The sequence below is a fragment of the Micromonospora sp. DT15 genome, assembly GCF_049841475.1.
Lineage (GTDB): Bacteria > Actinomycetota > Actinomycetes > Mycobacteriales > Micromonosporaceae > Micromonospora.
Window position 1 is genome coordinate 277,485 of record NZ_JBNCKJ010000010.1, and the last position, 21,168, is coordinate 298,652.

Sequence of the window (21,168 nt, forward strand, 5' to 3'; positions counted from 1 at the left end):
CTACTCGTTTCCAGCGAGGGCGAGCGGAGCGAACCCGTAGGCGCGCTCCAGGGCGGTACGGACACTGTCCGGCAGATAGCGGCGCATGGCGTCGAACTCGCGGGCGCGGCTGAACTTGCTTGACTCGGCGAACCGGGGACGTTGCTCCAGCCAGTTCGCCACCGTCAGGGCGGCGAGGTCGGTGTACTGGCCGGCGCTGACACCGACGCAACCGCCCGAGCGGTCCTCGAGCAGGAACGGCGGGCCGTCGAAGGCGGCGTCGAAGAGGGCGCTGCGGGTGACGGTGCCGAACAGGTACGCCAGCGTCTCCGCCTCGGCACCGATCAGCTCCCGCACGGCGGGCCGCAGCTCGTGCGGGATCGCGCCGGTCGGGAAGATCTCCGTGCCGTACACCGAGTGGAACAACCCCGCGTCGCACAGCTCCTGCCGCGACCCCCACTGGGCCAGCAGGTCGTGCACGCCGCGCAGGTGCGCCAGCAGGTTGGCCTCCGAGTGCGCCAACTCGGCCACCCCGTGCGACTCCAGGAAGGCGATCTTCTCGGCGAGCCCGCTCACGCCGCCTCCCGACTGCCGTACGACCCGGTCATCGCCACCAACGTCTTGCGCGGCCCGGTGAAGCTGGACCGGCCGTGCGCCATCGCCATGTTGTCGACGACCAGCAGGTCACCCTGCTGCCAGGGGAAGGCCAGGGACTCCGCGTCGAACGCGGCGCGGATGGCCGCGAGGTCGGCGTCGGTGATCGGGCTGCCGTCACCGAGGTACGCGTTACGCGGCAGGTCCTCCTCGGCGAGCAGTTCCAGCAGCGCCTCCCGGGTGGCCTCGGGCAGGTTGGAGACGTGGAACAGGTGGGCCTGGTTCATCCAGACCGTCCGCCCGGACACCGGGTGCACGGTGACGGCCTGGCAGGTCTCGGTGGTCCGCAGCGCGCCGTCGTCGAACCACTCGTAGGTGATGCCCCGCTCGCGGCAGAATTCCTCCACGGCCTCCCGGTCCATCCCGGGGAACGTCTCCTGCCAGGACACCCCGAGACCGACCCGGTAGTTGCGCACGTACCGCACACCGTGCCGCTCGAAGCGCTCGCGCACCTCGGCGGGGATGCGCTGCCAGACGGCGTGGCTGTCGGCGAGCGGAGTCTCCCCGCCGGTCTGCGCCGGGATGTTCGAGTAGAAGAACAACCGCCGGGGCCACACGCTTGTGTACGCCATCTCGTTGTGCAGCGGGATGACCTCGGTGGCCGGGTACTCGGTGGAGGTGTAGACGTCGCCGACCTTGCTGCGCGGCGTGGACCGGTAGGTGTACTCGGCCATCTCCTCGCCGAAGACCTTGACGAAGGCGGAGAAGGCCGGCGCGTCCGGGGCGTCGAACCCGCGCAGCAGGACAGCGCCGTGGCTGTCCAGTCGGTCGTTGATCAGGTCGAGGTGCTCGGTGGCCCATTGCGCCGGCGAGATGCCGGGCGAGGTGGCCTCGATGCAGGCCACCCGGTTGCGCTCCGGGAACAGGCAGCTCTCTTTCACGTGGTCCATGTCGGAGGTCCTTCCGCGTACGTCGGGTCGTGGTCCGGGTCAGTCGGCGTCCGGCCGGACGAACGACCGGAGGGCGGCCAGGGTCAGGGCGGCGAGCCGCTCGATGCTCGTCCGCTCGTTGAGGTTCTTGCTGTACTTCAGGTGCAGGCTGAGCTCGCCGTTGGCGAACCGCGCGAACACCTGGAGCCGGTGCATGCGTTGCAGCTTCGGCATCGGCCAGGAGTCGTCCATGGCCGGCCCGAGCAGCGGCGACTCCTCGGGCTCGTGGGCGAACTCGCCCCAGTTGTTGAGCAGGATGTCCGGCTTGCCGAGCGGAGCGAGCGCGTCCGCCACCGCCGGATGCCCGCCGAGGTAGCGCAGCAGGCCGAAGGCGAGGCCGCGCCGGGGCACCGCCTCGATCTGCTCACGGACCGACTCCAGCAGGGCCCTCGGGCCGGGCTTCTCGGGTCGGCGGACGAGCCGGGGTGAGGTCATCGAGAAGCGGCCGATGGCACGGGACAGGTCGAGGTCCTGGCCGCCCATCTCCCGACCCCGGGCGACGAGGTCGACCAGGATCGACGACTGACCGGACCAGTCGGTGAAGCCCTGGAGGGTGGCGGCCAGCAGCGCGTCGTTGACGCTCAGGCCGTACTCCTGCGGCACCAGCCGGCGCAGCGCGGCGGTCTCCTCCGCGTCGAGCCCGACCACCACCGTCGCCTCCGACGACATGCAGTCGTCTCCGTCGGGGTGGTCCAGCGGCCAGGTCGGGACGGGTTCCTTGGCCAGCGCCGTCCAGTACGCGATGTCCTCGGTCAACTCGGTGCCATGGGCGAGCGCGTCCAGGTTGCGCGACCACTCGGCGAACGACGCCGTCGGCGACGGCAGGCGCGGCTCCTCGCCGGCCTCCACCGCCAGGTACGCGGTCTGGAGATCCGCCATCAGGACGTCCCAGGAGCTGTTGTCCATCAACTGGTGGTGGACGATCACCACGAGCAGATCGGGACGGTCGGCCCCGTAGCGGACCAGGGCGACCTGGAGCAGCGGCCCGTTCTCGATGTCGAGCTTGCGGTGCAGGGTGCGGTCGAGGCGCTGGAAGGCGACCTCCTGGTCCGCCGGGTCGAGGGCGGACAGGTCCACGTTGGTGAACGGCGTGGGCTGGTAGGGCTCGTTGACCCGGACCGACAACCGGCCCCCGGGTCGGGGGAAGCTGATCCGCAGCGAGTCGTGATGGGTGATCACCGCCGCCACGGCCCGCTCCACCAGCGCCGGGTCGAGTGACCGCAGCGCATCGAACATGAAGATGTGCGTGTACTTGTGCGGGTCGGCGAAGTTTCGCTCGGCGAAGGCCACGTGCGACGCGACGAGCGGGACCACACCGGGGTCCGTACGCCGGACTCCGTCACCACCCGCACCGGCGGTCGTCTGCCCACCGGCCACGGACGCGAGGCCGGCGACGGTGGGGTGCGCGATGAACTGCGCGGGGGTGATCACCACACCTGCCTTACGGGCCCGGTCCACCACCCGGATCACGTGCAGCGAATCCCCACCCAGGGCGAAGAAGTTGTCCTCCGGACCCACCGACGGCACCCGCAGCACCTCCCGCCAGATCGCGGCGAGGACCTCCCGCGCCTTGTCGGCCGGCGTCTGCGCGGCGGTCGCGACCGAGGCGAGCGCGGCGATGGTGGGGTACGCGATGAACTGCGCGGGCGTGATCACCACACCCGCCTTACGGGCCCGGTCCACCACCCGGATCACGTGCAGCGAGTCCCCACCCAGGGCGAAGAAGTTGTCCTCCGGACCCACCGCCGGCACCCGCAGCACCTCCCGCCAGATCCCGGTCAGGATCTCCTCCACCGGTCCACGCCGGGTCTCGGCGCTGGCGGTGGCAGCGGCGGTGGCCGGAGCCGTGGTGGTGGTCGGCGCCGTCAACGCGGCCCGGTCGACCTTCCCGTTGGGCAGCCGGGGCAGGCGGTCGACGAGCGCCACCGTCGGCACCATGTAGTCCGGCAGCCGCTCCCGCAGCGCCGCACGTAGGTCGTCGGTGGAGAGCGCGGCACCCGGCCGCAGCGCCACGTGGGCCACCAGCCGCCGGTCGTCCGCACCATCGTCGTCGCAGAGCACCACGCACTCGCCCACGCCGTCCAGGGCGGACAGCGCCGAGGCGACCTCGTCCGGCTCGACCCGGTGCCCCCGGATCTTGACCTGGTCGCCGATCCGGCCCAGGAACTCCACGGTGCCGTCCGGCAGCAGCCGCCCCCGGTCACCGGTGCGGTAGAGCCGGTCGCCCGGCGTGCCCAGCGGGTCGGGCACGAACCGCTCGGCGGTCGACGCGGCGTCCCCCAGGTAGCCCCGGGCCAGGCCCGCACCCCCGACGACGATTTCGCCGGGCAGGCCGGTCGGCACCGGCCGCAGCCTCTCGTCGAGTACGTACAGCCGCGCGCCCGGGATCGGCCGACCGAGCGGCACCACCGCCTGGCGGCCCGCCCGGTCGATGCGGACCTCCGACACGGCGACGATGCCCGTCGTCTCGGTCTGGCCGTACATGTTGACCAGCCGGGGCGCCGTCCCCGGCGCGTTGCGGATGGCCTCGGGAAGCTCGTAGCGCAGCGGCTCGCTGGCGGTGAGCACCACCCGTGGCCGCCACCCGCCGGGCGAGGTGAGCGCCGGCAGCAGGACCCGCAGGTACGACGGCACCAGGTCAAGCACCTGCACGCCGTGCGCGGTGACGAAGGTGAGCAGCGCCAACGGGTCGGCCAGGTGCGCGCGCCCGGCGACGACCACGTGGCCGCCCAGCGTCAGCGGAACGGCGAACTGCCGCACCGACGACGAGAACGCGAACGACGCGGTGTGCAGGAACACCGGCTCGTCGGGCAGGGCCAGCGCGGCCGGCAGCCCGTCCAGGTACGCGGACAGCCCGCCGTGGGTCACCACAACACCCTTGGGGAGCCCCTTGGTGCCGGAGGTGTAGACCACGTAGGCCGGGTGCTCCGGTCGCAGCGCCGGTGTCGGCCGGGGGCCCACCGGGGCCGGCAGGTCCTCGATAGTCACCACCTCGCCCGCGCCCTGGGGCGTACGACCTGCCAGGTCGCGGGTGGTGAGCGTCATCGCCGGCCGGGCGTCCGCCACGATCGCGGCCAACCGCTGCGCGGGGTACGCGGGGTCCAGCGGCACGTACGCGGCACCCGTCTCCAGGACGGCCAACGCCGCCACGACGACGTCGACGCCCCGGTCGAGGTGCAGGGCGATAGTCGTTTCCGGGCGCGCGCCGCGTTCGGCGAGCACCCGGGCCAGGTCACCGCTGCGGCGGTGCAGGTCTCCGTAGGAGAGGGTCGTCTCGCCGCTGGTGACCGCCGGAGCGTCGGGTCGGCGTCCCGCCTGCTCGGCCACCCGGGCGGCGAGCGTGCGGTGCACTGCGCCAACCGGCAGCGCCGGACCGTGCGCGAGCGCGTCGAGACGCTCCCGTTCGCCCGGCAGGAGGGGATCCACGTCGAAGACGCGCTGGTCGGGGTCACCGACCAACCGGTCCATCAGCACCCCGAGGCGGCTCATCATCGCCTCGACGGTGCCCTCGTCGAACAGGTCGGTGCTGTACTCGGCGTGCCCCTCGATGCCGTCCTCGGTCTCCCACAGGTCGATCAGCAGGTCGAAGCGGGCGGTGCACTGCTCGTTGTCGATCGACGTGAGGGTGAGGCCGGGGCCCGGGTCGGGCAGGCCGCCCGGGGCGTTCTGCAACGCGAAGCGCACCTGGAACAGCGGTGAGTGGCTGAGGCTGCGGGTGGGCGCCACCGCGTCGACGACCATCTCGAAGGGGACGTCCTGGTGGGCGAACGCACCGTGCGCCGTGCTGCGGACCCGCCGCAGCACCTCGCGGAAAGTGGGGTCGCCGGAGAGGTCGACCCGCAGCGCCAGAGTGTTGGCGAAGAACCCGACGAGCTTCTCCAATTCGGTGCTGGTGCGGTTGGCGACGGGCGTGCCGACGGTGATGTCCCGTTGGCCACTGAGCTGGGCCATGAGCACGTCGAAGCCGGCCAGCAACGCCATGAACAGGGAGACCTTCTCCCGCCGGGCCAGGTCGGCCACCGCCCGGGACCGCTCGGCCGACCAACTGACGTCGTGGCGCGCTCCGCGGAAGGTCTGCACCGCCGGTCGCGGCCGGTCGGTCGGCAGGTCCAGCGTGGGTACGCCGTCGAGATGCCGCTTCCACCAGTCGAGCTGGTCGTCCAGCTCGGCGCCGGTCAGCCAGGACCGCTGCCAGAACGTGTAGTCCACATAGGTGTGTGTCAGCTCGGGCAACGAGGACGGCTGCTCCTGGGCGATCTCCCGGTAGAGCGTCACCAGGTCGTCCAACACGATGTTCAGGGACCAGCCGTCGGAGACGGTGTGGTGCAGCGTCAACAGCAGCACGTGCGAGTCGGGGCGTACCCGCACCAGGGTGCCGCGCAGCAGCGGCCCGGCGGCCAGGTCGAACGGAGTGCGCCCCTCGGCGTCGAAGAGGGCGGCCAGCCGACCCTCCGGGTCGGCGTCGCCCCGCACGTCCACCTCGGCGTACGCCACGGCGTCGACCGGCAGGAACTCCTGCACCGGTTCGCCGTCCACGGACGGGAACCGGGTGCGCAGCCCCTCGTGCCGGGCCCACAGCGCGCCGAAGGCCGCCCGCAGCGCGTCGGCGCGCAGGTCACCGTCGAAGCGCAGCGCGAGGGGCACGTTGTAGAACGCGCTGTCCTCGGCGAGCCGGTTGAGGAAGTACAGGCGTCCCTGCGCGTGCGACAACGGCACCGGGCCGGTCCTCGGGACGGCGACGAGACCGGGCCGGGGGGCCCGCCCGCCGAGCGCCTCGATCCGGGCCCCCAGGTCGGCCAACGAGGTGGACTCCAGGAACACCGCCAGCGGCAGCTCGATGTCGAGCTTCTTGCGCAGCCGGGCCATGGCCCGGACCGCGAGCAGGGAGTGCCCGCCCAGGTCGAGGAAGTTCGCGTCCCGTCCGATCGACTCGACCGGCCGCCCCAGCACGTCGGCCCAGACCTCGGCGATGGCCTCCTCCAGCCGGCTCTGCGGAGCTGCCAGGCTGGGCGCCGGCTCGGCCGCCGTGGGCGCGGGCAGGGCCGCCCGGTCCACCTTGCCGTTGGCGGCCAACGGCAGCGCGTCGAGCGTGACGACGACCTCCGGCACCATGTACTCCGGCAGTTCCGCGCGCAGCGCGTCACGCGGGTCGTGGGCCGCGGAATCCCCGGCCGCTGTGACGTACGCGACCAACCGCTCCTCACCAGGCCGGTCGGTACGCAGCAGAACCACTGCCTCGCGGACCTGCGGCAGCCGGGTCAGGGTGGCCTCGATCTCCGCCAACTCGACCCGGTACCCCCGGATCTTCACCTGGGTGTCGACCCGGCCCAGGCAGTCGAGCTCGCCGTCGGGTCGCACCCGGACGAGGTCGCCGGTGCGGTACATGCGCTCCCCCGGCGTCGGGGCGAACGGGTCGGGCAAGAAGCGCCCTGCGGTCAGGTCCGGCCGACCGTGGTAGCCACGGGCCACACCGGCACCCGCCACGTACAGCTCACCGACAGTGCCGGGCGGCACCGGCAGCAGGTTGCCGTCCAGCACGTAGAGCCGCGTGTTGGCGATCGGACGACCGATCGGCACCACACCGGACAGGTCGGTGCCGTCGTGCACCTCGTGCACGCAGCAGCCGACGACGGTCTCGGTGGGCCCGTACTCGTTGACGATCCGCAGGCCCGGAGCCCGGCGCCGCCAGGCGGCGGCGGTGGTGCCGTGCAGCGACTCGCCACCGACGATCAGATAGCCGTCCGCAGCGATGGTCCGGCTCGGAACGGCCCGGTCCAGCGCCTCCAGGTGGGCCGGGGTGAGCTTGACCAGCCCAAGGTCCAGGTCGCTGCCGAGCAGGTCGGTGAGGGTCTCCAGCTCGGTGCCGTCGGCGACGAGCACCACCGGGCGTCCGGCCAGCAGCGGACAGAACAGCGTCGTCACCGACAGGTCGAACCGCAACGGCGAGACCAGGGGCGCGCCCCCGCCCTCGGCCACCCGGTACGTCCGTAGGCTCCACGCCAGGTAGTTGGTCAGACCGCGGTGGGTGACCACCACACCCTTGGGTCGCCCCGTCGAGCCCGAGGTGTAGATCACGTAGCAGGCGCTGTCCGGGTGCGGACGCGGCAGCGGCGGCAGGTCGGTGGTGGCGTCCTCGTCGCCGTCGGGCAGCAGCACCGACACGTCGGTGGTGTCCGGTAGGTCCGCGACCCGGCCCGCGCTGGTGACGACCACCCGCACCTCGGCGTCGGTGAGCATGAACCGCACCCGCTCGGCGGGCTCGCCCACGTCCAGCGGCACGTACGCGCCGCCGGCCTTGAGGGTGGCCAGCACGGCCGTGACGAGGTCGACACCCCGGTCCAGGAAGAGGCCGACGCGGATCTCCGGGCCCACCCCGTGCCGGCGCAGCCGCGCGGCGAGGGCGTCGGCCCGGCGGTCCAACTCTCCGAACGTGACAGTCAGGTCGCCGACCAGGAGCGCGGGCGCGTCGGGGGTACGGGCGGCCTGCCGAGCGAACAGCTCGTGCGCGCGCACGTCGCCGAGGAGCGGGTCCTCGGTGCGGTTGCCGTCCACTACCGCCGCCCGGGTCTCCTCAGCGGACAGGAGTCGGGCCATCCCGACCGGGGCGTCCGGCGCGGCGGTCAGACCGACCAGCAGCACGCCGAGGTGAGCGGCCATCCGCGCCACTGTGTGCTCGTCGAGGAGGTCGGTCGCGTACTCGGCCAGCCCCCGCAGCCGGCCGTCGGCGTCCGGCCACACCTCGACCGTCAGGTCGTGCTTGCTGATCGGCAGGTGGTGTTCGACGGCCGTTACCCGCAACCCCGCCGCCTCGACCTCAAGCGCCTGGTCCTGTACGAGGGCGAACATCACCTGCGCGAGGGGCGTGTGGCCGAGGTCGCGCTCCGGGTCGACCGCCTCCACCACCGTGTCGAAGGGCACCTCGCCGTGCGCCATGCCCTGCTGCACGAGATCGCGGACCCGTCCCACCAGGGCCCGGAAGGTGGGCGCGCCGGAGGTGTCGACCCGCACGACGATCGAGTTGACGAAGGAGCCGACCATCGTCTCCAGCTCGACCCGGGGGCGGTTCGCCACCGGGGTCACCACCGAAACCTCGTCCTGGGCCGCGTACCGCGACATCAGCGCGGCGAACCCGGCGAGCAGCACCATGAACGGGGTGGCACGCTCCTCCTGGGCCAGGCTTGTCACCGCCGGCCACAGGCCGTCGGGCAGGGCGAAGCGGTGCCGCTCGCCCCGGAAGGACTGCACCGGCGGGCGGGGACGGTCCAACGGCAGGTCGATGACGGGTACCGCGCCGGCCAGTGCGCGCTTCCAGTAGTCGAGCCCTTCGGCCAGCTCGGTGGCGCGGTCGGGACGGCTCTCCCAGGCGGCGTAGTCCGCGTACTGCACGGTGAGCGGCGCGAGCGTGGGAGCCCGGTCCTCTGCTCCGGCGCGGTACAGCTCCAGAAGCTCGTCGATGAGCAGGCTGACCGACCAACCGTCGCAGATGCTGTGGTGCAGGGTCAGCACCAGCACGTGCGCGGTGGGCGTCTGCCGGAACAGCGCGGCCCGAGCCAGTGGCCCGTCGGAGAGCGAGAACGGACGACTCGCCTCGTCGCGTACGGCGGCCAGCACCGCCGCGTCGTCGACGGGCAGTGGGCGCGGGGTGAGGTCCACCTCGATGTCGGGCAGGATGCGCTGCACCGGGTCGCCCTCGTTCGCCGCGAACACGGTCCGCAGCGCCTCGTGCCTGTCGACGAGGGCGCGCACCGCGTCGGTGAGCACGTCGAGCCGGAGTGCGCCGGTCAGGCGTAGGGCGGTCGGCACGTTGAACATCGCCGAGCCGGGGACGAGCTGGTCCATGAACCACAGCCGGCGCTGTGCCGGGGAGACGGGCAGGTCGCCACCTCGCGGCACCCGGGCGAGCGCCTCGACCGGCCGGGGGCGCCGGCCGCCGAGACGCTTCTCGAACAGGGCCCGCTTCGAGGGCGACATCGAGTCGAGGCGTGACCGGCCGGGCGAGAGTGCCGCGCCGTGTGGCGCGGGGCGGCTGGCACTCGCGTCAGTGGTCATCAGGCCACCTCCCGAGCAGTGCTCTCCAGGTGCGTCACGAGGCTGCGCGGCCGCATGTCGGTCCACTCGGTGGTGACGTGGTCCAGGCAGGACGCACGGTCGGCGGGCCCGTGAGCCACCGTCCACCCGGCCGGCAGGCTGAGCGACTCGGGCCACAGCGAGTGCTGCCCCTCGTCGTTCACCACTACGAAGAAGCGTCCGTCGGGGTTGTCGAGAATGTTCACGTCTTCCTCACTTTGCGCCTGGTCCCAGGACCCGACGAGGAAGCGCTGAACCGGCACGGCGGCCAGGCAGGGACCATGGCGGTCAGACCTGCCGGCGTCGCAGTCGGGACGCGCGTCCCCAGATCGGGCGTCGTCAACTGTCGTTTGCGGAGACTTTTGCTATGCGTCGCTCAGAGGACGTGCGGAGTTTCACCGCCGCGTGTCTCGCTATCGGATTCCACCACGGCCACGGCCGGCCACCTGCACGTTAATCGGCTATCCGACCCGAAGCCGAGCGCCCTATACGGACGCAACCCGGTCGATGTCAAGCAAATTTTGGCAAGCCACGCTGAACCCACGTCGCGCTCCCCCCCGAAGTTGCGACCCAACAGCGTTCATGAATGTAAACGCAAGCGAGGCACAGAAAACCATCAGACACGGAGCGTGTCAAGACCCTTGCCTGCCGCTGAAGTCGACCATCCCAACCGGGACGTATTTATGACAAATGCTCCGCAGGTGGTTGGTCGACCGAGCACGTCGGCGGGCCCGCCGGCGCTCCGTCGAGCGGGCCTCCGGGCGGTCGGGCGGGACGACCGGAATCGGCCAGAAATGCGTTGCCAGCAACGCGTCTATGCAGTACAGGGGTATTCTCGGCGGGCCCTCTGCGCCGTGCGGAACGATCAACGACGACGCCACCGCCCACAGTGGACGAGGCGCGTCGGAAGGATCACCTTGCCCGGACGGGGAGAATCATTCATCGCGGAAATAGTGGTCACAATCCGACACGGAGACGAGTCTCACACGACAGGCGGAAAGAACGACCGATCATCCATTGGCCGAGCATCCGAATGGTTGGACAACAGTCAATGTAATGGTTGTTAACGTGCGCAATGCGAGGCACGACAGAGCGCGCCACCGTCACCGGATCACTGCCCCCGCGAAGCCGTCTACCATCCGGGCCGACAAGCCGATGCGTGAGCCGCCGGACGATTCCGTTCGATTGCCGGAGCCGATCAGGCCCAGACGACGCGTCTAGCGCCGGATTCCTTTGTCGCACAGGCCGCCACACGCGTGCGTGGCGCCGGGGATAGGCGCTCGGCGCACCTGAAGGCGCCTCCGACGCCGGGCACCCAGCTGGCCGTCGACACCCGAATCCGGGCGGACGCGTGCGCGGACCCATCGATGAGGATCAGTGTGCGTACGTGCCGAATCAGGCCCGGTGCGGCGCTGCCCCACCTTTACCCGAGCGCCGGGATGCCGCGCGCCGGCACCGGCGACTGCCGGCACCGGACGCTTGAGCAACGGCGTTCGGAAACCCCTCGGTCAGCCCTGCAATAGTTGCCGGGCCATCACGATCCGCTGCACCTGGTTCGTGCCCTCGTAGATCTGGGTGATCTTGGCGTCCCGCATCATCCGCTCGACCGGGTAGTCCCGCGTGTAGCCGTAGCCACCCAGCAACTGCACCGCGTCGGTGGTGATCTCCATGGCGGCGTCCGAGGCGAAGCACTTGGCCGCCGCGCCGAAGTAGGTCAGATCCGCGTCGCCACGCTCCGACTTGCCAGCAGCCGCGTACGTGAGCTGCCGGGCCGCCTCGAGCTTCATGCCCATGTCGGCCAGCATGAACTGGATCCCCTGGAACTCGGCGACCGCCTTGCCGAACTGGCGACGCTCGGCCACGTACCCCTTCGCGTAGTCGAGCGCGCCCTGCGCGATCCCGACGGCCTGCGCGGCGATGGTGACCCGGGTGTGGTCCAGGGTCTTCATCGCGGTCGCGAAGCCGGTGCCCTCCGCGCCGATCATCCGGTCGGCCGGGATCCGCACGTTGTCGAGGTAGACCTCGCGGGTGGGCGAGCCCTTGATGCCGAGCTTCTTCTCTGGCGCGCCGAAGCTCACCCCGGCATCGGACTTCTCGACCACGAAGGCCGAGATGCCCCGGGACCGGGCGGACGGGTCGGTGACGGCGAATACGGTGTAGAACTCGGACACCCCTGCGTTGGTGATCCAGCGCTTGACACCGTTGAGCACCCAGTGATCCCCGTCACGTACCGCCCTGGTGGTCATGGACGCCGCGTCACTGCCCGCCTCGGGCTCGGAGAGGCAGTACGAGAACATCGCCTCACCGGCCGCGACCGGCGTCAGGTAGCGAGCCTTGAGGTCGGCGGAACCGGACAACAGGAGCGGCATGGTGCCGAGTTTGTTCACCGCCGGGATCAGCGAGGACGACGCGCAGGCACGGGCCACCTCCTCGATCACGATGGCGGTGGCCAGCGCGTCCGCGCCCGCGCCGCCGTACTCCTCGGGGATGTGAGGTGCGTGGAAGTCGGCCGCTCGCAGCGCGTCGTAGGACGCCTTGGGGAATTCCCCCGTCTCGTCGGCCTCTGCGGCGTGCGGAGCCACCTTCGCGGCGCAGACCTCTCGCACGGCTTCCCGGATCGCCTGGTGCTCCTCCGGCAACCGGTAGACGTCGAACGACTCCCCTGCGGCCATCTCGGCCCTCCCCTTCACCACTATCATGCGCAGTCTGTGACGACTCCTGACCGCCGACGGCGCAGACTGAAGACTAGCGACTGCAGTTCAGGTGATGTTACCGGCGCGTAGGTATGGGCAGGACGGCGCACCTAGCGCGCTCAGCGATGATGGAGATTGAGACAGTGAGCCACCCTCCGGTGCCCCGCCCAGGCGCCGCAGCAGAATGCGACGCGACGACGCGGCGCCAGCGCGAGCGGAGAAGACAGGCGTGACGATCCCCTACCCCACCATCCAGCCGACCCCCGCCATCGCCGCGGTGACCCCGCCCTCGGGCGCACCCCGGCCGCGGGTGACGTTCCTAGGGACTGGTTACCTCGGTGCGACGTACGCCATCTGCTACGCAGAACTGGGCTACGAGGTTCTCGGGTTCGACGTCGACGCCGACAAGATCGCGATGCTGAACGCCGGTCAGGTGCCGATCCACGAGCCCGGCCTGGACGAGCTGCTCCGGCGCAACCTCGCCGCCGGCCGCCTCCGGTTCAGCACCGACATCGCCGAGACCGCCGAGTTCGGTGACGTGCACTTCATCTGCGTCGGCACCCCGCAGCGGGCCGACGGCATGGGCGCCGACCTGTCGTACGTCGAGGCGTCGGTCACCAGCCTCGCGCAGCACCTGACCCGCAAGGCGTTGATCGTCGGCAAGTCCACCGTGCCGGTCGGCACCGCCGAGTGGGTCGAGCAACTCGTCGGCAAGCACACCCCGAACGACCTGGACGTCGAGGTGGCGTGGAGCCCCGAGTTCCTCCAGGAGGGCTTCGCCGTCGACGACGTCCTGCGGCCCAACCGGATCGTGGTCGGCGTCAAGAGCGAGTGGGCCAACGGCATGCTCTACGCCGCGCACAAGGGCGTGTTCGACCTGGCCGCCACGGAGGACCGCGAGGTGCCCCTGGTGGTTACCGACTTCTCCACCGCTGAGCTGGTCAAGGTCGCCGCGAACGCCTTCCTGGCCACCAAGATCTCCTTCATCAACGCGATGGCCGAGGTCTGCGAGGCCTCCGGTGGCGACGTCACCCAGCTGGCCCGCGCGATCGGCTACGACCCGCGGATCGGCAACCGGTTCCTCCAGGCCGGCCTCGGCTTCGGAGGCGCCTGCCTGCCCAAGGACATCCGGGCCTTCCAGGCCCGCGCCCAGGAGCTGGGCGCCGGCGAGGCACTGCGCTTCCTCCACGAGGTCGACCTGATCAACCTGCGCCGGCGTACGCGGGTGCTCCAGCTCGCCGCGGACCTGCTGGGCCGCCGCTCCGGCCCGGCCGGCCCAGACTTCTCCGGCACCCGGATCGCCGTACTCGGCGCCACCTTCAAGCCCAACACCGACGACGTCCGCGACGCCCCGGCGCTCGCCGTCGCCGCGCTGCTTCACAAGGCCGGCGCCGACGTGCACGTGTACGACCCGCAGGGCACCGAGAACGCCCGCCGCGCGGTCCCCGAGTTGACGTACGAGAGCAGCATCAACGAGGCGGTCAACGAGGCCGACCTGGTCTGCGTCCTCACCGAGTGGGCCGACTTCCGCAACGCCGACCCGGTCGCCCTCGGCGAGTTGGTCAAGGGCCGCAAGGTCGTCGACGGCCGCAACTGCCTCGACCCGGCACTCTGGGCCCAGGCGGGCTGGGAGTACCGGGGCATGGGTCGCCCCTGACCCAACGGACGCCCCGCCGGCCGGCCATCGAGCATCTCGATGGCCGGCCGGTGTCGTTGTTTGCCCCGGACCCGCCGACAAGAGTCGAAATCCGCGCCAGCTTTGGGCATGCTGCGACAGTGGGAGTCCACAGTGCGGGTGGAGGGGTGTCGTGGCGACCTTTCAATGCTCCTCGTGCGGCCGGGAGATCAAGCCGGCCGTTCGATGCCCGCACTGTGGGGCAGATCAACCACAGTGGGCCGAGCACCTGGCCGACATCGAGCGTTCGATCGCGGAGATGAAGGCGCGCGACGCCGCCATCGCCCGCGAGCAGCGGCAGATCGCCGCCAAGATGCAGGCCGCGCTCTTCCAGCGGGACATCCTCGCCCACGCCAGCGAGGAGCGGCTCAAGCAGGCCACCCGCCCACGCCGGGTACTGCGCCGCCGCCCCGGCCGGCGACCACCGACTGCCACCATGGGCGCGCCGCCCCGGGTGCCCCGCCAGGGCACTCCGCCCGCCCCCGAGGACCCGCCGCCGCCCCCGCCCCGGGCCGCCTGGCTGGACGTGGACGACCCGGAGCACCCGCCGGAGGCGTCCTCGCGGGAGGTGCAGAACATCCCGCTGGGGCTGGGCGCGCTGCTGCTCGGCGTGGCCGCCGTGGTCTTCGCCGCGGTGGCCACCAGCTCGATGGACGCGCTGGCCCGGCTCGGCATCCTGCTCCTGGCCACCGTGCTGATGCTGCTCGCCCCGCCGGCACTGGCCCGGCGCGGGCTCACCTCGACCGCCGAGACCATCGCCGCGGTCGGCCTGCTGCTGGTGCCGCTCGCCGGCAACGCCCTCTGGGCGGTGGACCGGATCGGCGTCGGCGGCGGCTCGGGCACGGTCTTCGCCGGGGTGATCTTCGCGGTCACCGCCGGCGTCGCATTCGGGTACGCCGGTTGGACCGGTCTGCGCGCGCCCCGCTTCGCCACCGTCCTCGCCGCCCAGCCGGTGCTGCCGCTGCTGGCGTACGACCAGATCACCGGCCCGGGCGGCTGGGCGCTGGTGCTGGCCCTGGTCGCCCTCGTCGACCTCGGCCTGGCCCGCTCCAGCGTGACCGTCGAACGCCAGGTCCGGCAGGACCTGCCATCGCCAGGCACGCCGCCCGCGCCCCGCCAACGAGACGCCGAGAGCAGGCCGGAGGGCGACCCGGAGGAGGCCGCCGAGCTGATCGACGCCAGCGGCGGCGCGACGGACCCGCAGCCCACCAGGCCGGTGCCCGGCCTGCGTGAGCTGACCTGGTTGCTGCACGCCCTGGCGGTCGCCGTCTCGCTGGCGTACGCGGTCACCGCCCTGCTGCGGGCACAGACCGTGCCGACCGCTACCGGCGCCGGGGTGGTGCTGCTGCTGGCCTCCGTGATCGGGCTGGCCGGCGCGTTGGTGCTGCGGCGCCCGCCGCTGCCGGACGTCGCGGCCGGCATCGTCACCCTGGCGGTGATCGGCTCGCTCAGCCGGATCGCCTCGGTGGCACTCCCCGGCCGGGCGCTGCTGCTGATCGCGGCGGTCATCACCGTGACCGGGCTGGCGGTGCGCGCGGTCCCGGAGGCGGCCCGACGTGGCCCACAGCTGGCCTCAGCGGTGGCGCTGACCGTCAGTGGTCTGGTGGTCGCCGGCGGCGCGCTACGCGCCGGGGTGGCACCGGTCCGGGCGGCACTGCCCGCCTGGAACCCCGACCTCAGCCGATACCCGGGCGAGCTGGCCGCCGCCGTCGGGCCGACGACCTGGCAGCTCGCGGGTGCCGCGTTCCTGCTCACCATCGCGGCGGTGCTGGCCCTGCCCACCGAGATCCGCCGGGAGTTCGCGGTCGCCGGCGCGGCGCTGACCGCGCTCGCCGTTCCAGCCTCGTTCGGTCTCGGCTGGGCGACGGCCCCCTGGCCAATGGTGATCACCGCGATCGGCATCGGGATCATCGGGCTGTCCGCCCGCACCGACCGAGCCGCTGTGGCGCACGCCATCGGCGCGGCCGTGGTCGGCCTGTTCGGCGCGGGTGCCAGCCTGGCCAGCCCCACCCTCACCGCCGCGGTCCTGATCACCCTGTTCGCGGCCGGCACGCTTGTCACGCTGGCGCCCCGGATCCGGATCGCCTCGGCCGCCTCCGAGACGGTCACCGCCTGGGCCGCCGGTGGGGCCGCGTTCGCGCTGCCCGGGGCGGTGGCGGCGTTCGTGGCCGCGACCATGCCGAACGACCCGCTCCTCACCCCGGCGAGCCTGCGCGAGGTGACCGTTCCGATCCTGGCGGCCAGCTTCCTGGCGGTCTGCGTGACACTGGGCTACGCGGCCGTCGTGCAGGTCTCCCAGCGCCACATCCCCGTTCCGCTGTCGGTGGGCACCGGGCTGGGCGCGCTGATGGTCACCGCCGCCGCGTTCGGGGCGCCCGGCGCGACCGTCGCCGACGCCTGGGTGGGCGCGCTCCTGCTGGTCGCGGCGGTGCTGCTCTTCCTGGCCCCCTCCATCGACGCCGGCCGTCGAGCCGACCTCACCCTCGACGGCTCGGACCTGGCCGCCGCGGCGGTCACCACCGCCCTGATCGCCACGCTGGTACGGATCGGGGCGGTGCTCGCCCCCGGCGGGCAGCTGGCGGTGGCCGCCGCACTGCTCCTGGTGGTCGCCGTGGCCGCCCGCAGCATGCCGGAGGAGTGGCGACGCGGTCCGATCCTCGGCCTCACCGTCGGCGGCGTCCTGATCGGCGTCCTCGCCGGCTGGACGGCGGTGCGCGGCGGGGTCGGCGTGCTGGCCACCCCCGGCCCGATCTGGAGGGGCGACCTGAGCGACTGGCCGGCCGCCCCCGTCGGCGGTGCCACCTGGCAGGCGCCGGTCGCGCTGGCACTGCTGGCCCTCGCCGCCGGCATCCTGCTCCCGCCGCCGTGGCGCTGGGACGTGTCCGGTGTGGCGGTGGTGCTCGCCACGATCGGCGCACCGGCCGCATTCGATCTGGCCTGGTGGTCACCGGTGCTGGTCGGCGGAATGGTCGCCACCGTGTTCGGCATGGCCGCGGTGGCCACGGAGGAGGCACGCGCCGGGCTGTCCCGGGCCACTGTGGCCGGGGTCGTCGCGCTGCACGCCGCCGGCGCCGGACTGGTCCGCCCGTGGACCACGGCCCTGGCGCTGGGCAGCATCGCGCTGATCGGCGTGGTGGTGGCCACACTGGCCCGCGTCCTCGCCGGTCCACAGGTCGCCGACATCGACACCGAGGGCATGCCGCCGCACCTGGCGCAGATCGGCGGCGCGGCGATCGGTGCCGCCCTGCTGGCCCTCCCGGGTGCGGTGGCGGCACTGTCCGCCGAGTTCGACCACTCGGCGCAGGTGGTGCTGACCGCCGCGCTGGCCGCGACCAGCCTCGGCCTGGCCGCCGTGGCAGCGGTCCGCCGACTGGTGCCGCAATATCTGCCCTGGGTCAGCGTGGCGGTCGTCGGCGGGGCCACCATCAGCGCCCTCGCCGCCATCCCCACCGGCCTCGCCGCAGGCGTCTACGCGGCCGCCGCCGCCCTGCTCGGCGTACTGGCCGAACTGATCCGCGCGGCCACCGTGCCGCCCACCGGCGCGGCCCAGCCGGTCCGGCGCTGGGCGGTCCGACTCGACGGGGCCCTGCGGCGGCTGCCGGACGACGCGGAACGACGGCGGTGGCGGGTCAACCCGGCCGCGGGTGCGTTGGCGGCGGCGGCGCTGCCGACCGCCCTGGCGCTCGCCTCGATAGCCCCCGCGCTGGTCACCGCCCTGGTCGAGCCGCACCGCACACTCACCCGGATCTGGCAGGGCCCGCCGCCGGAGCTGCTCACCCCTCCACCGGACGTGGTCAACCCGACCCACGTACTGACGGCGTTGCTGCTCACCGCGACCGCCGCGCTGGCCGCCACCGGGTTCAGCGGCGGGCGGCGTTCCCGGGCCGTGCCGGTGGTGCTGCCCGGAGCGGCCGTCACGCTGCTGATCGCACCCATCGCGCTGGGCCAGGGCTGGCCCGCCAGCACCGTCGCCGCGCTCTCCGTCTTCACCATCGCGATGCTCGGTCTCGCACTGACCCCACCGCCGGCACTGGTCGAGCGGGCCCGCTCACTGCGGCTGGCCCGGGTGCTGGTGTTCGCCATCGGTCTGGCCGGTGGCAGCGCCGGGCTCGCCGGCAGCCTGGCCGACCGGCAGATGACCCTGTTCACCCTGGGCAGCGCGGTCGGGGTGGGCGCGGTGGCGGCGCTGTTCGGCACCACCCAGCGGGCGCGCATCCTCGGCTGGCTCTTCGCCTCACTCATGGCGCAGCTCTTCGTGCTCACCGTCGGCCTGGTCGCCGGGCTGGCGGCGGTCTGGTCGGCGTTCGGAGTGCTGGCCGTCGGCGCGGTCCTACAGGTGCTCGCCGCGACAGTGCCCCGGCTGCGCCGCCCTGAGGCGCAGCGAGAGGCCTCCACTGTGGAGTGGACCGGGTACGCTGCCGCGCTGATCGCGTTGGCCCTCGCCTTCGACTCGCCCCGTCACATCGCCGCCCTGCTGGCCGCCTGGGGCGCTGTCCTCGGGGTGGCGGCGACCCGACCCGGTCGCCGGCCAGTGGAACGCCGGATCCTGTTCTGGGCGGTGGTGGTCTGTGAGATCACCGCGTGGTGGATCCTGATGCGAGTCGCCGACGTGGCGCTGCCCGAGGCGTACACCCTGCCGTTCGCCGTGCTGGCCCTCCTCGTCGGCGTCCTGGAGCTGCGCCACCGGCCCGACATGAGCAGTTGGGTGGCGTACGGCCCGGCGCTGGTAGCGGCCTTCGTGCCGACGCTGGCGATCGTGCTGGCCACTGAGACCAGCACAGTGCGGCAGATGCTCCTGCTGCTCGGCGCGGTCGCGGTGCTTATCTTCGGCTCGTCCAGCCGGCAACAGGCCCCGGTGATCGTCGGCGCGTCGGTCACCGCGATCACGGCGATCCACGCCCTGTTCAGCCTGGGACCGTGGTTGGCGCTGATCCCGGTGGGCATCCTGCTGCTGGTGCTCGGCGCAAGCAACGAGCGCCGCCGCCGCGCCCAGGAACGCCTACAGACCGCCCTGCGTGGCATGAGATAACGCCGAAGGGTCACGGCAGGGCGAGTGCACTGGTGTCGATCATGGAGTTGTGGTGGGGGACGAAACACGTAAATGCCCTCTCGCCGGGCACCACAACTCCATGATCGACCCGTTGAGGGCGGGTTCGCGGGGGCTGGCGCGGGGTGGGCCGGGCTCGCCGGTGGGCCTTGCGCGATCTTGCACTTTCTGTTGCGGTATAAGGCGCGAAAGCCGCAGAACAACGACCGAAAGTGCAAGATCGCGGGGGCGGGGCGGGGTTCGCGCGGGTTAGGACTGGGGCAGGGTTGCTTGGAGGGCGGCTTCCTTTGTTGCTACCAGCTTCTCCAGGTCCTGCTGGTAGGTCGCCATCTTGGCGCGCAGGCCCTCGTCGGCGGCACCGAGGATCCGTACGGCGAGCAGGCCGGCGTTGCGGGCGTTGCCGATCGACACGGTGGCGACCGGGATCCCGGCCGGCATCTGCACGATGGACAGCAGCGAGTCCATGCCGTCGAGGTGCTTCAGCGGCACCGGCACGCCGATCACCGGCAATGGCGTCACCGAGGCCACCATGCCAGGCAGCGCGGCGGCACCCCCGGCCCCCGCGATGATCACCTTGAGGCCCCGGTCGGCAGCGTCGCGCCCGTACTCGATCATCGCGACCGGAGTCCGGTGCGCCGAGATCACCCGGACCTCGTACGCCACGCCGAAGTCGTCCAACACGTCGGCCGCGGCCCGCATGGTCGGCCAGTCCGAGTCGCTGCCCATGATCAAGCCAACAGTGCTCACTACGGCCCTCTCCTCGTTCCCAAAACCGTGGTTCACCCGGAACCCTGGTTCACCCGAACCCGTGGTTCATTCGAAACCGTGGCTCACTCGTGGCCCTCGCGCAGCCAGCGCGCGGCACGTGCGGCCCGCGCCCGCAGGTCGTCCAGGTCGTCACCGAGCACTGTGACGTGCCCGATCTTGCGGCCAGGTCGCACCTGCTTGCCGTACAGGTGCACCTTGGCGCCCGGCTCGGCGGCGAAGAGGTGGTGCAACCGCTCGTCGATCGACATCCCGCCCGGCTCACCGCCGAGCACGTTCGCCGACACCACCACCGGGGCGGTCAGCGCGGTGTCCCCCATCGGGTAGTCCAGCACGGCCCGCAGGTGCTGCTCGAACTGCGAAGTCCGGGCACCCTCGATGGTCCAGTGCCCGGAGTTGTGCGGTCGCATCGCCAGCTCGTTGACCACGATCGCGGGCAGGCCGGCGTCGTCGCGCACCTCGAACAACTCCACGGCCAGCAGGCCGATCACACCGAGCGCGGTGGCCAGGTCGATGGCGAGCTGCTGAGCGGAGACCGCCAGCTCCTCGTCCAGGCCGGGGGCCGGGGCGAGGACCTCCACGTTGATGCCGTCGCGCTGCACGGTCTCGACCACGGGGTACGCGGCCACCTGACCGAACGGCGAACGGGCCACCTGCACGGCCAGCTCCCGCCGCAGCGGCACCCGCTCCTCGACGATCAGCCGAGTGCCGCCAGCGAGCAGCGTGGTCGCCAACTCGGTGGCCTGGGCGGCGTCGTCGACCATCCAGACGCCCCGGCCGTCGTACCCACCCCGAGCCGCCTTGAGGACCACCGGCCAGCCGACCTGCTCGCCGAAGCCGACGAGGTCGGCGGGCTCCGCGACCGGCCGCCAGGCCGGGTTGGGCGCACCCAGCTCGGTCAGGCGTTCCCGCATGACCTGCTTGTCCTGGGCGTGCAGCAGCGCGTCCGCCGGCGGGTAGAGGGGCACCCCTTCCGCCGCCAGCGTGCGGATGTGCTCGGAAGGTACGTGCTCGTGGTCGAAGGTGACGACGTCGCAGCCCTTGGCGAAGGTGCGCAGCGCGGCCAGGTCGGTGTGGTCGCCGTACTGGACGTCGGCGGCGACCAGCGCCGCGCCGTCGTCAGGGGCGGTCGCGAGCACACGCAGTGACTGGCCGAGGGCGATCGCGGCCTGGTGGGTCATTCGGGCCAACTGGCCGCCACCCACCATGCCGACAACTGGCAGACCGGTACGGGAATCCATAGCGCGGCCAGCCTATCCGGGCCGTCGACGGGCCCACCGGGAGGGCTGGCGACCCGCCTCGGCAGCGCTGGCGGGACCACCCGGCGGGCGGGGCGGGCGACTACCGGGCGTGGCCGTG

The 21,168-nt window shown here is 72.3% G+C and carries 9 protein-coding genes; 2 read left to right on the forward strand and 7 right to left on the reverse strand.

Features of this window, described 5'->3' with window-relative positions; genetic code table 11:
- From ACLQ3F_RS23030 to ACLQ3F_RS23050, 5 genes are all read right to left on the reverse strand, one after another.
- Complete coding sequence (locus tag ACLQ3F_RS23030; protein ID WP_357196803.1) at positions 1-555, reverse strand: DUF6817 domain-containing protein; 555 nt, start codon at positions 553-555, stop codon at positions 1-3.
- Complete coding sequence (locus tag ACLQ3F_RS23035) at positions 552-1,523, reverse strand: TauD/TfdA family dioxygenase (protein ID WP_425851323.1); 972 nt, start codon at positions 1,521-1,523, stop codon at positions 552-554. The genes ACLQ3F_RS23030 and ACLQ3F_RS23035 overlap by 4 nt, the downstream gene beginning before the upstream one ends.
- Before the next feature lie 39 nt (positions 1,524-1,562).
- Complete coding sequence (locus ACLQ3F_RS23040; RefSeq protein WP_425851325.1) at positions 1,563-9,611, reverse strand: amino acid adenylation domain-containing protein; 8,049 nt, start codon at positions 9,609-9,611, stop codon at positions 1,563-1,565.
- Entirely contained in the window at positions 9,611-9,835 is a 225-nt protein-coding gene (locus tag ACLQ3F_RS23045) for an MbtH family protein (protein ID WP_425851327.1), read from the reverse strand. Before ACLQ3F_RS23045 ends, ACLQ3F_RS23040 begins: the two co-directional genes overlap by 1 nt.
- Before the next feature lie 1,302 nt (positions 9,836-11,137).
- Positions 11,138-12,301: an acyl-CoA dehydrogenase family protein gene (locus ACLQ3F_RS23050; protein ID WP_355005618.1), complete on the reverse strand. Its 1,164-nt coding sequence runs from the start codon at positions 12,299-12,301 to the stop codon at positions 11,138-11,140.
- 250 nt (positions 12,302-12,551) lie between these two features.
- Here ACLQ3F_RS23050 and ACLQ3F_RS23055 point away from each other — a divergent pair, with 250 nt between their 5' ends.
- Positions 12,552-13,979 (forward strand): UDP-glucose dehydrogenase family protein, encoded by a 1,428-nt coding sequence (locus ACLQ3F_RS23055; RefSeq protein WP_355005619.1) that lies wholly within the window; start codon positions 12,552-12,554, stop codon positions 13,977-13,979.
- A 151-nt stretch (positions 13,980-14,130) separates the two neighbouring features.
- On the forward strand, positions 14,131-19,026 hold the full coding sequence (locus ACLQ3F_RS23060) for an SCO7613 C-terminal domain-containing membrane protein (RefSeq protein ID WP_425851329.1): 4,896 nt from the start codon (positions 14,131-14,133) through the stop codon (positions 19,024-19,026).
- A gap of 267 nt (positions 19,027-19,293) precedes the next feature.
- Here ACLQ3F_RS23060 and purE read toward each other — a convergent pair whose 3' ends face one another.
- Positions 19,294-19,791, reverse strand: a complete 498-nt coding sequence (purE, locus tag ACLQ3F_RS23065; protein ID WP_425851331.1) for a 5-(carboxyamino)imidazole ribonucleotide mutase — start codon at positions 19,789-19,791, stop codon at positions 19,294-19,296.
- Between the two features lie 83 nt (positions 19,792-19,874).
- Complete coding sequence (locus ACLQ3F_RS23070; protein ID WP_425851333.1) at positions 19,875-21,050, reverse strand: 5-(carboxyamino)imidazole ribonucleotide synthase; 1,176 nt, start codon at positions 21,048-21,050, stop codon at positions 19,875-19,877.
- Between the last annotated feature and the right edge of the window lie 118 nt (positions 21,051-21,168).

Coding starts and splice junctions, on each gene's coding strand:
- ACLQ3F_RS23035 (WP_425851323.1), bottom strand. CDS start 1,523: ATGGACCACGTGAAAGAGAGCTGCCTGTTCCCGGAGCGCAACCGGGTG.
- ACLQ3F_RS23040 (WP_425851325.1), bottom strand. CDS start 9,611: ATGACCACTGACGCGAGTGCCAGCCGCCCCGCGCCACACGGCGCGGCA.
- ACLQ3F_RS23050 (WP_355005618.1), bottom strand. CDS start 12,301: ATGGCCGCAGGGGAGTCGTTCGACGTCTACCGGTTGCCGGAGGAGCAC.
- ACLQ3F_RS23070 (WP_425851333.1), bottom strand. CDS start 21,050: ATGGATTCCCGTACCGGTCTGCCAGTTGTCGGCATGGTGGGTGGCGGC.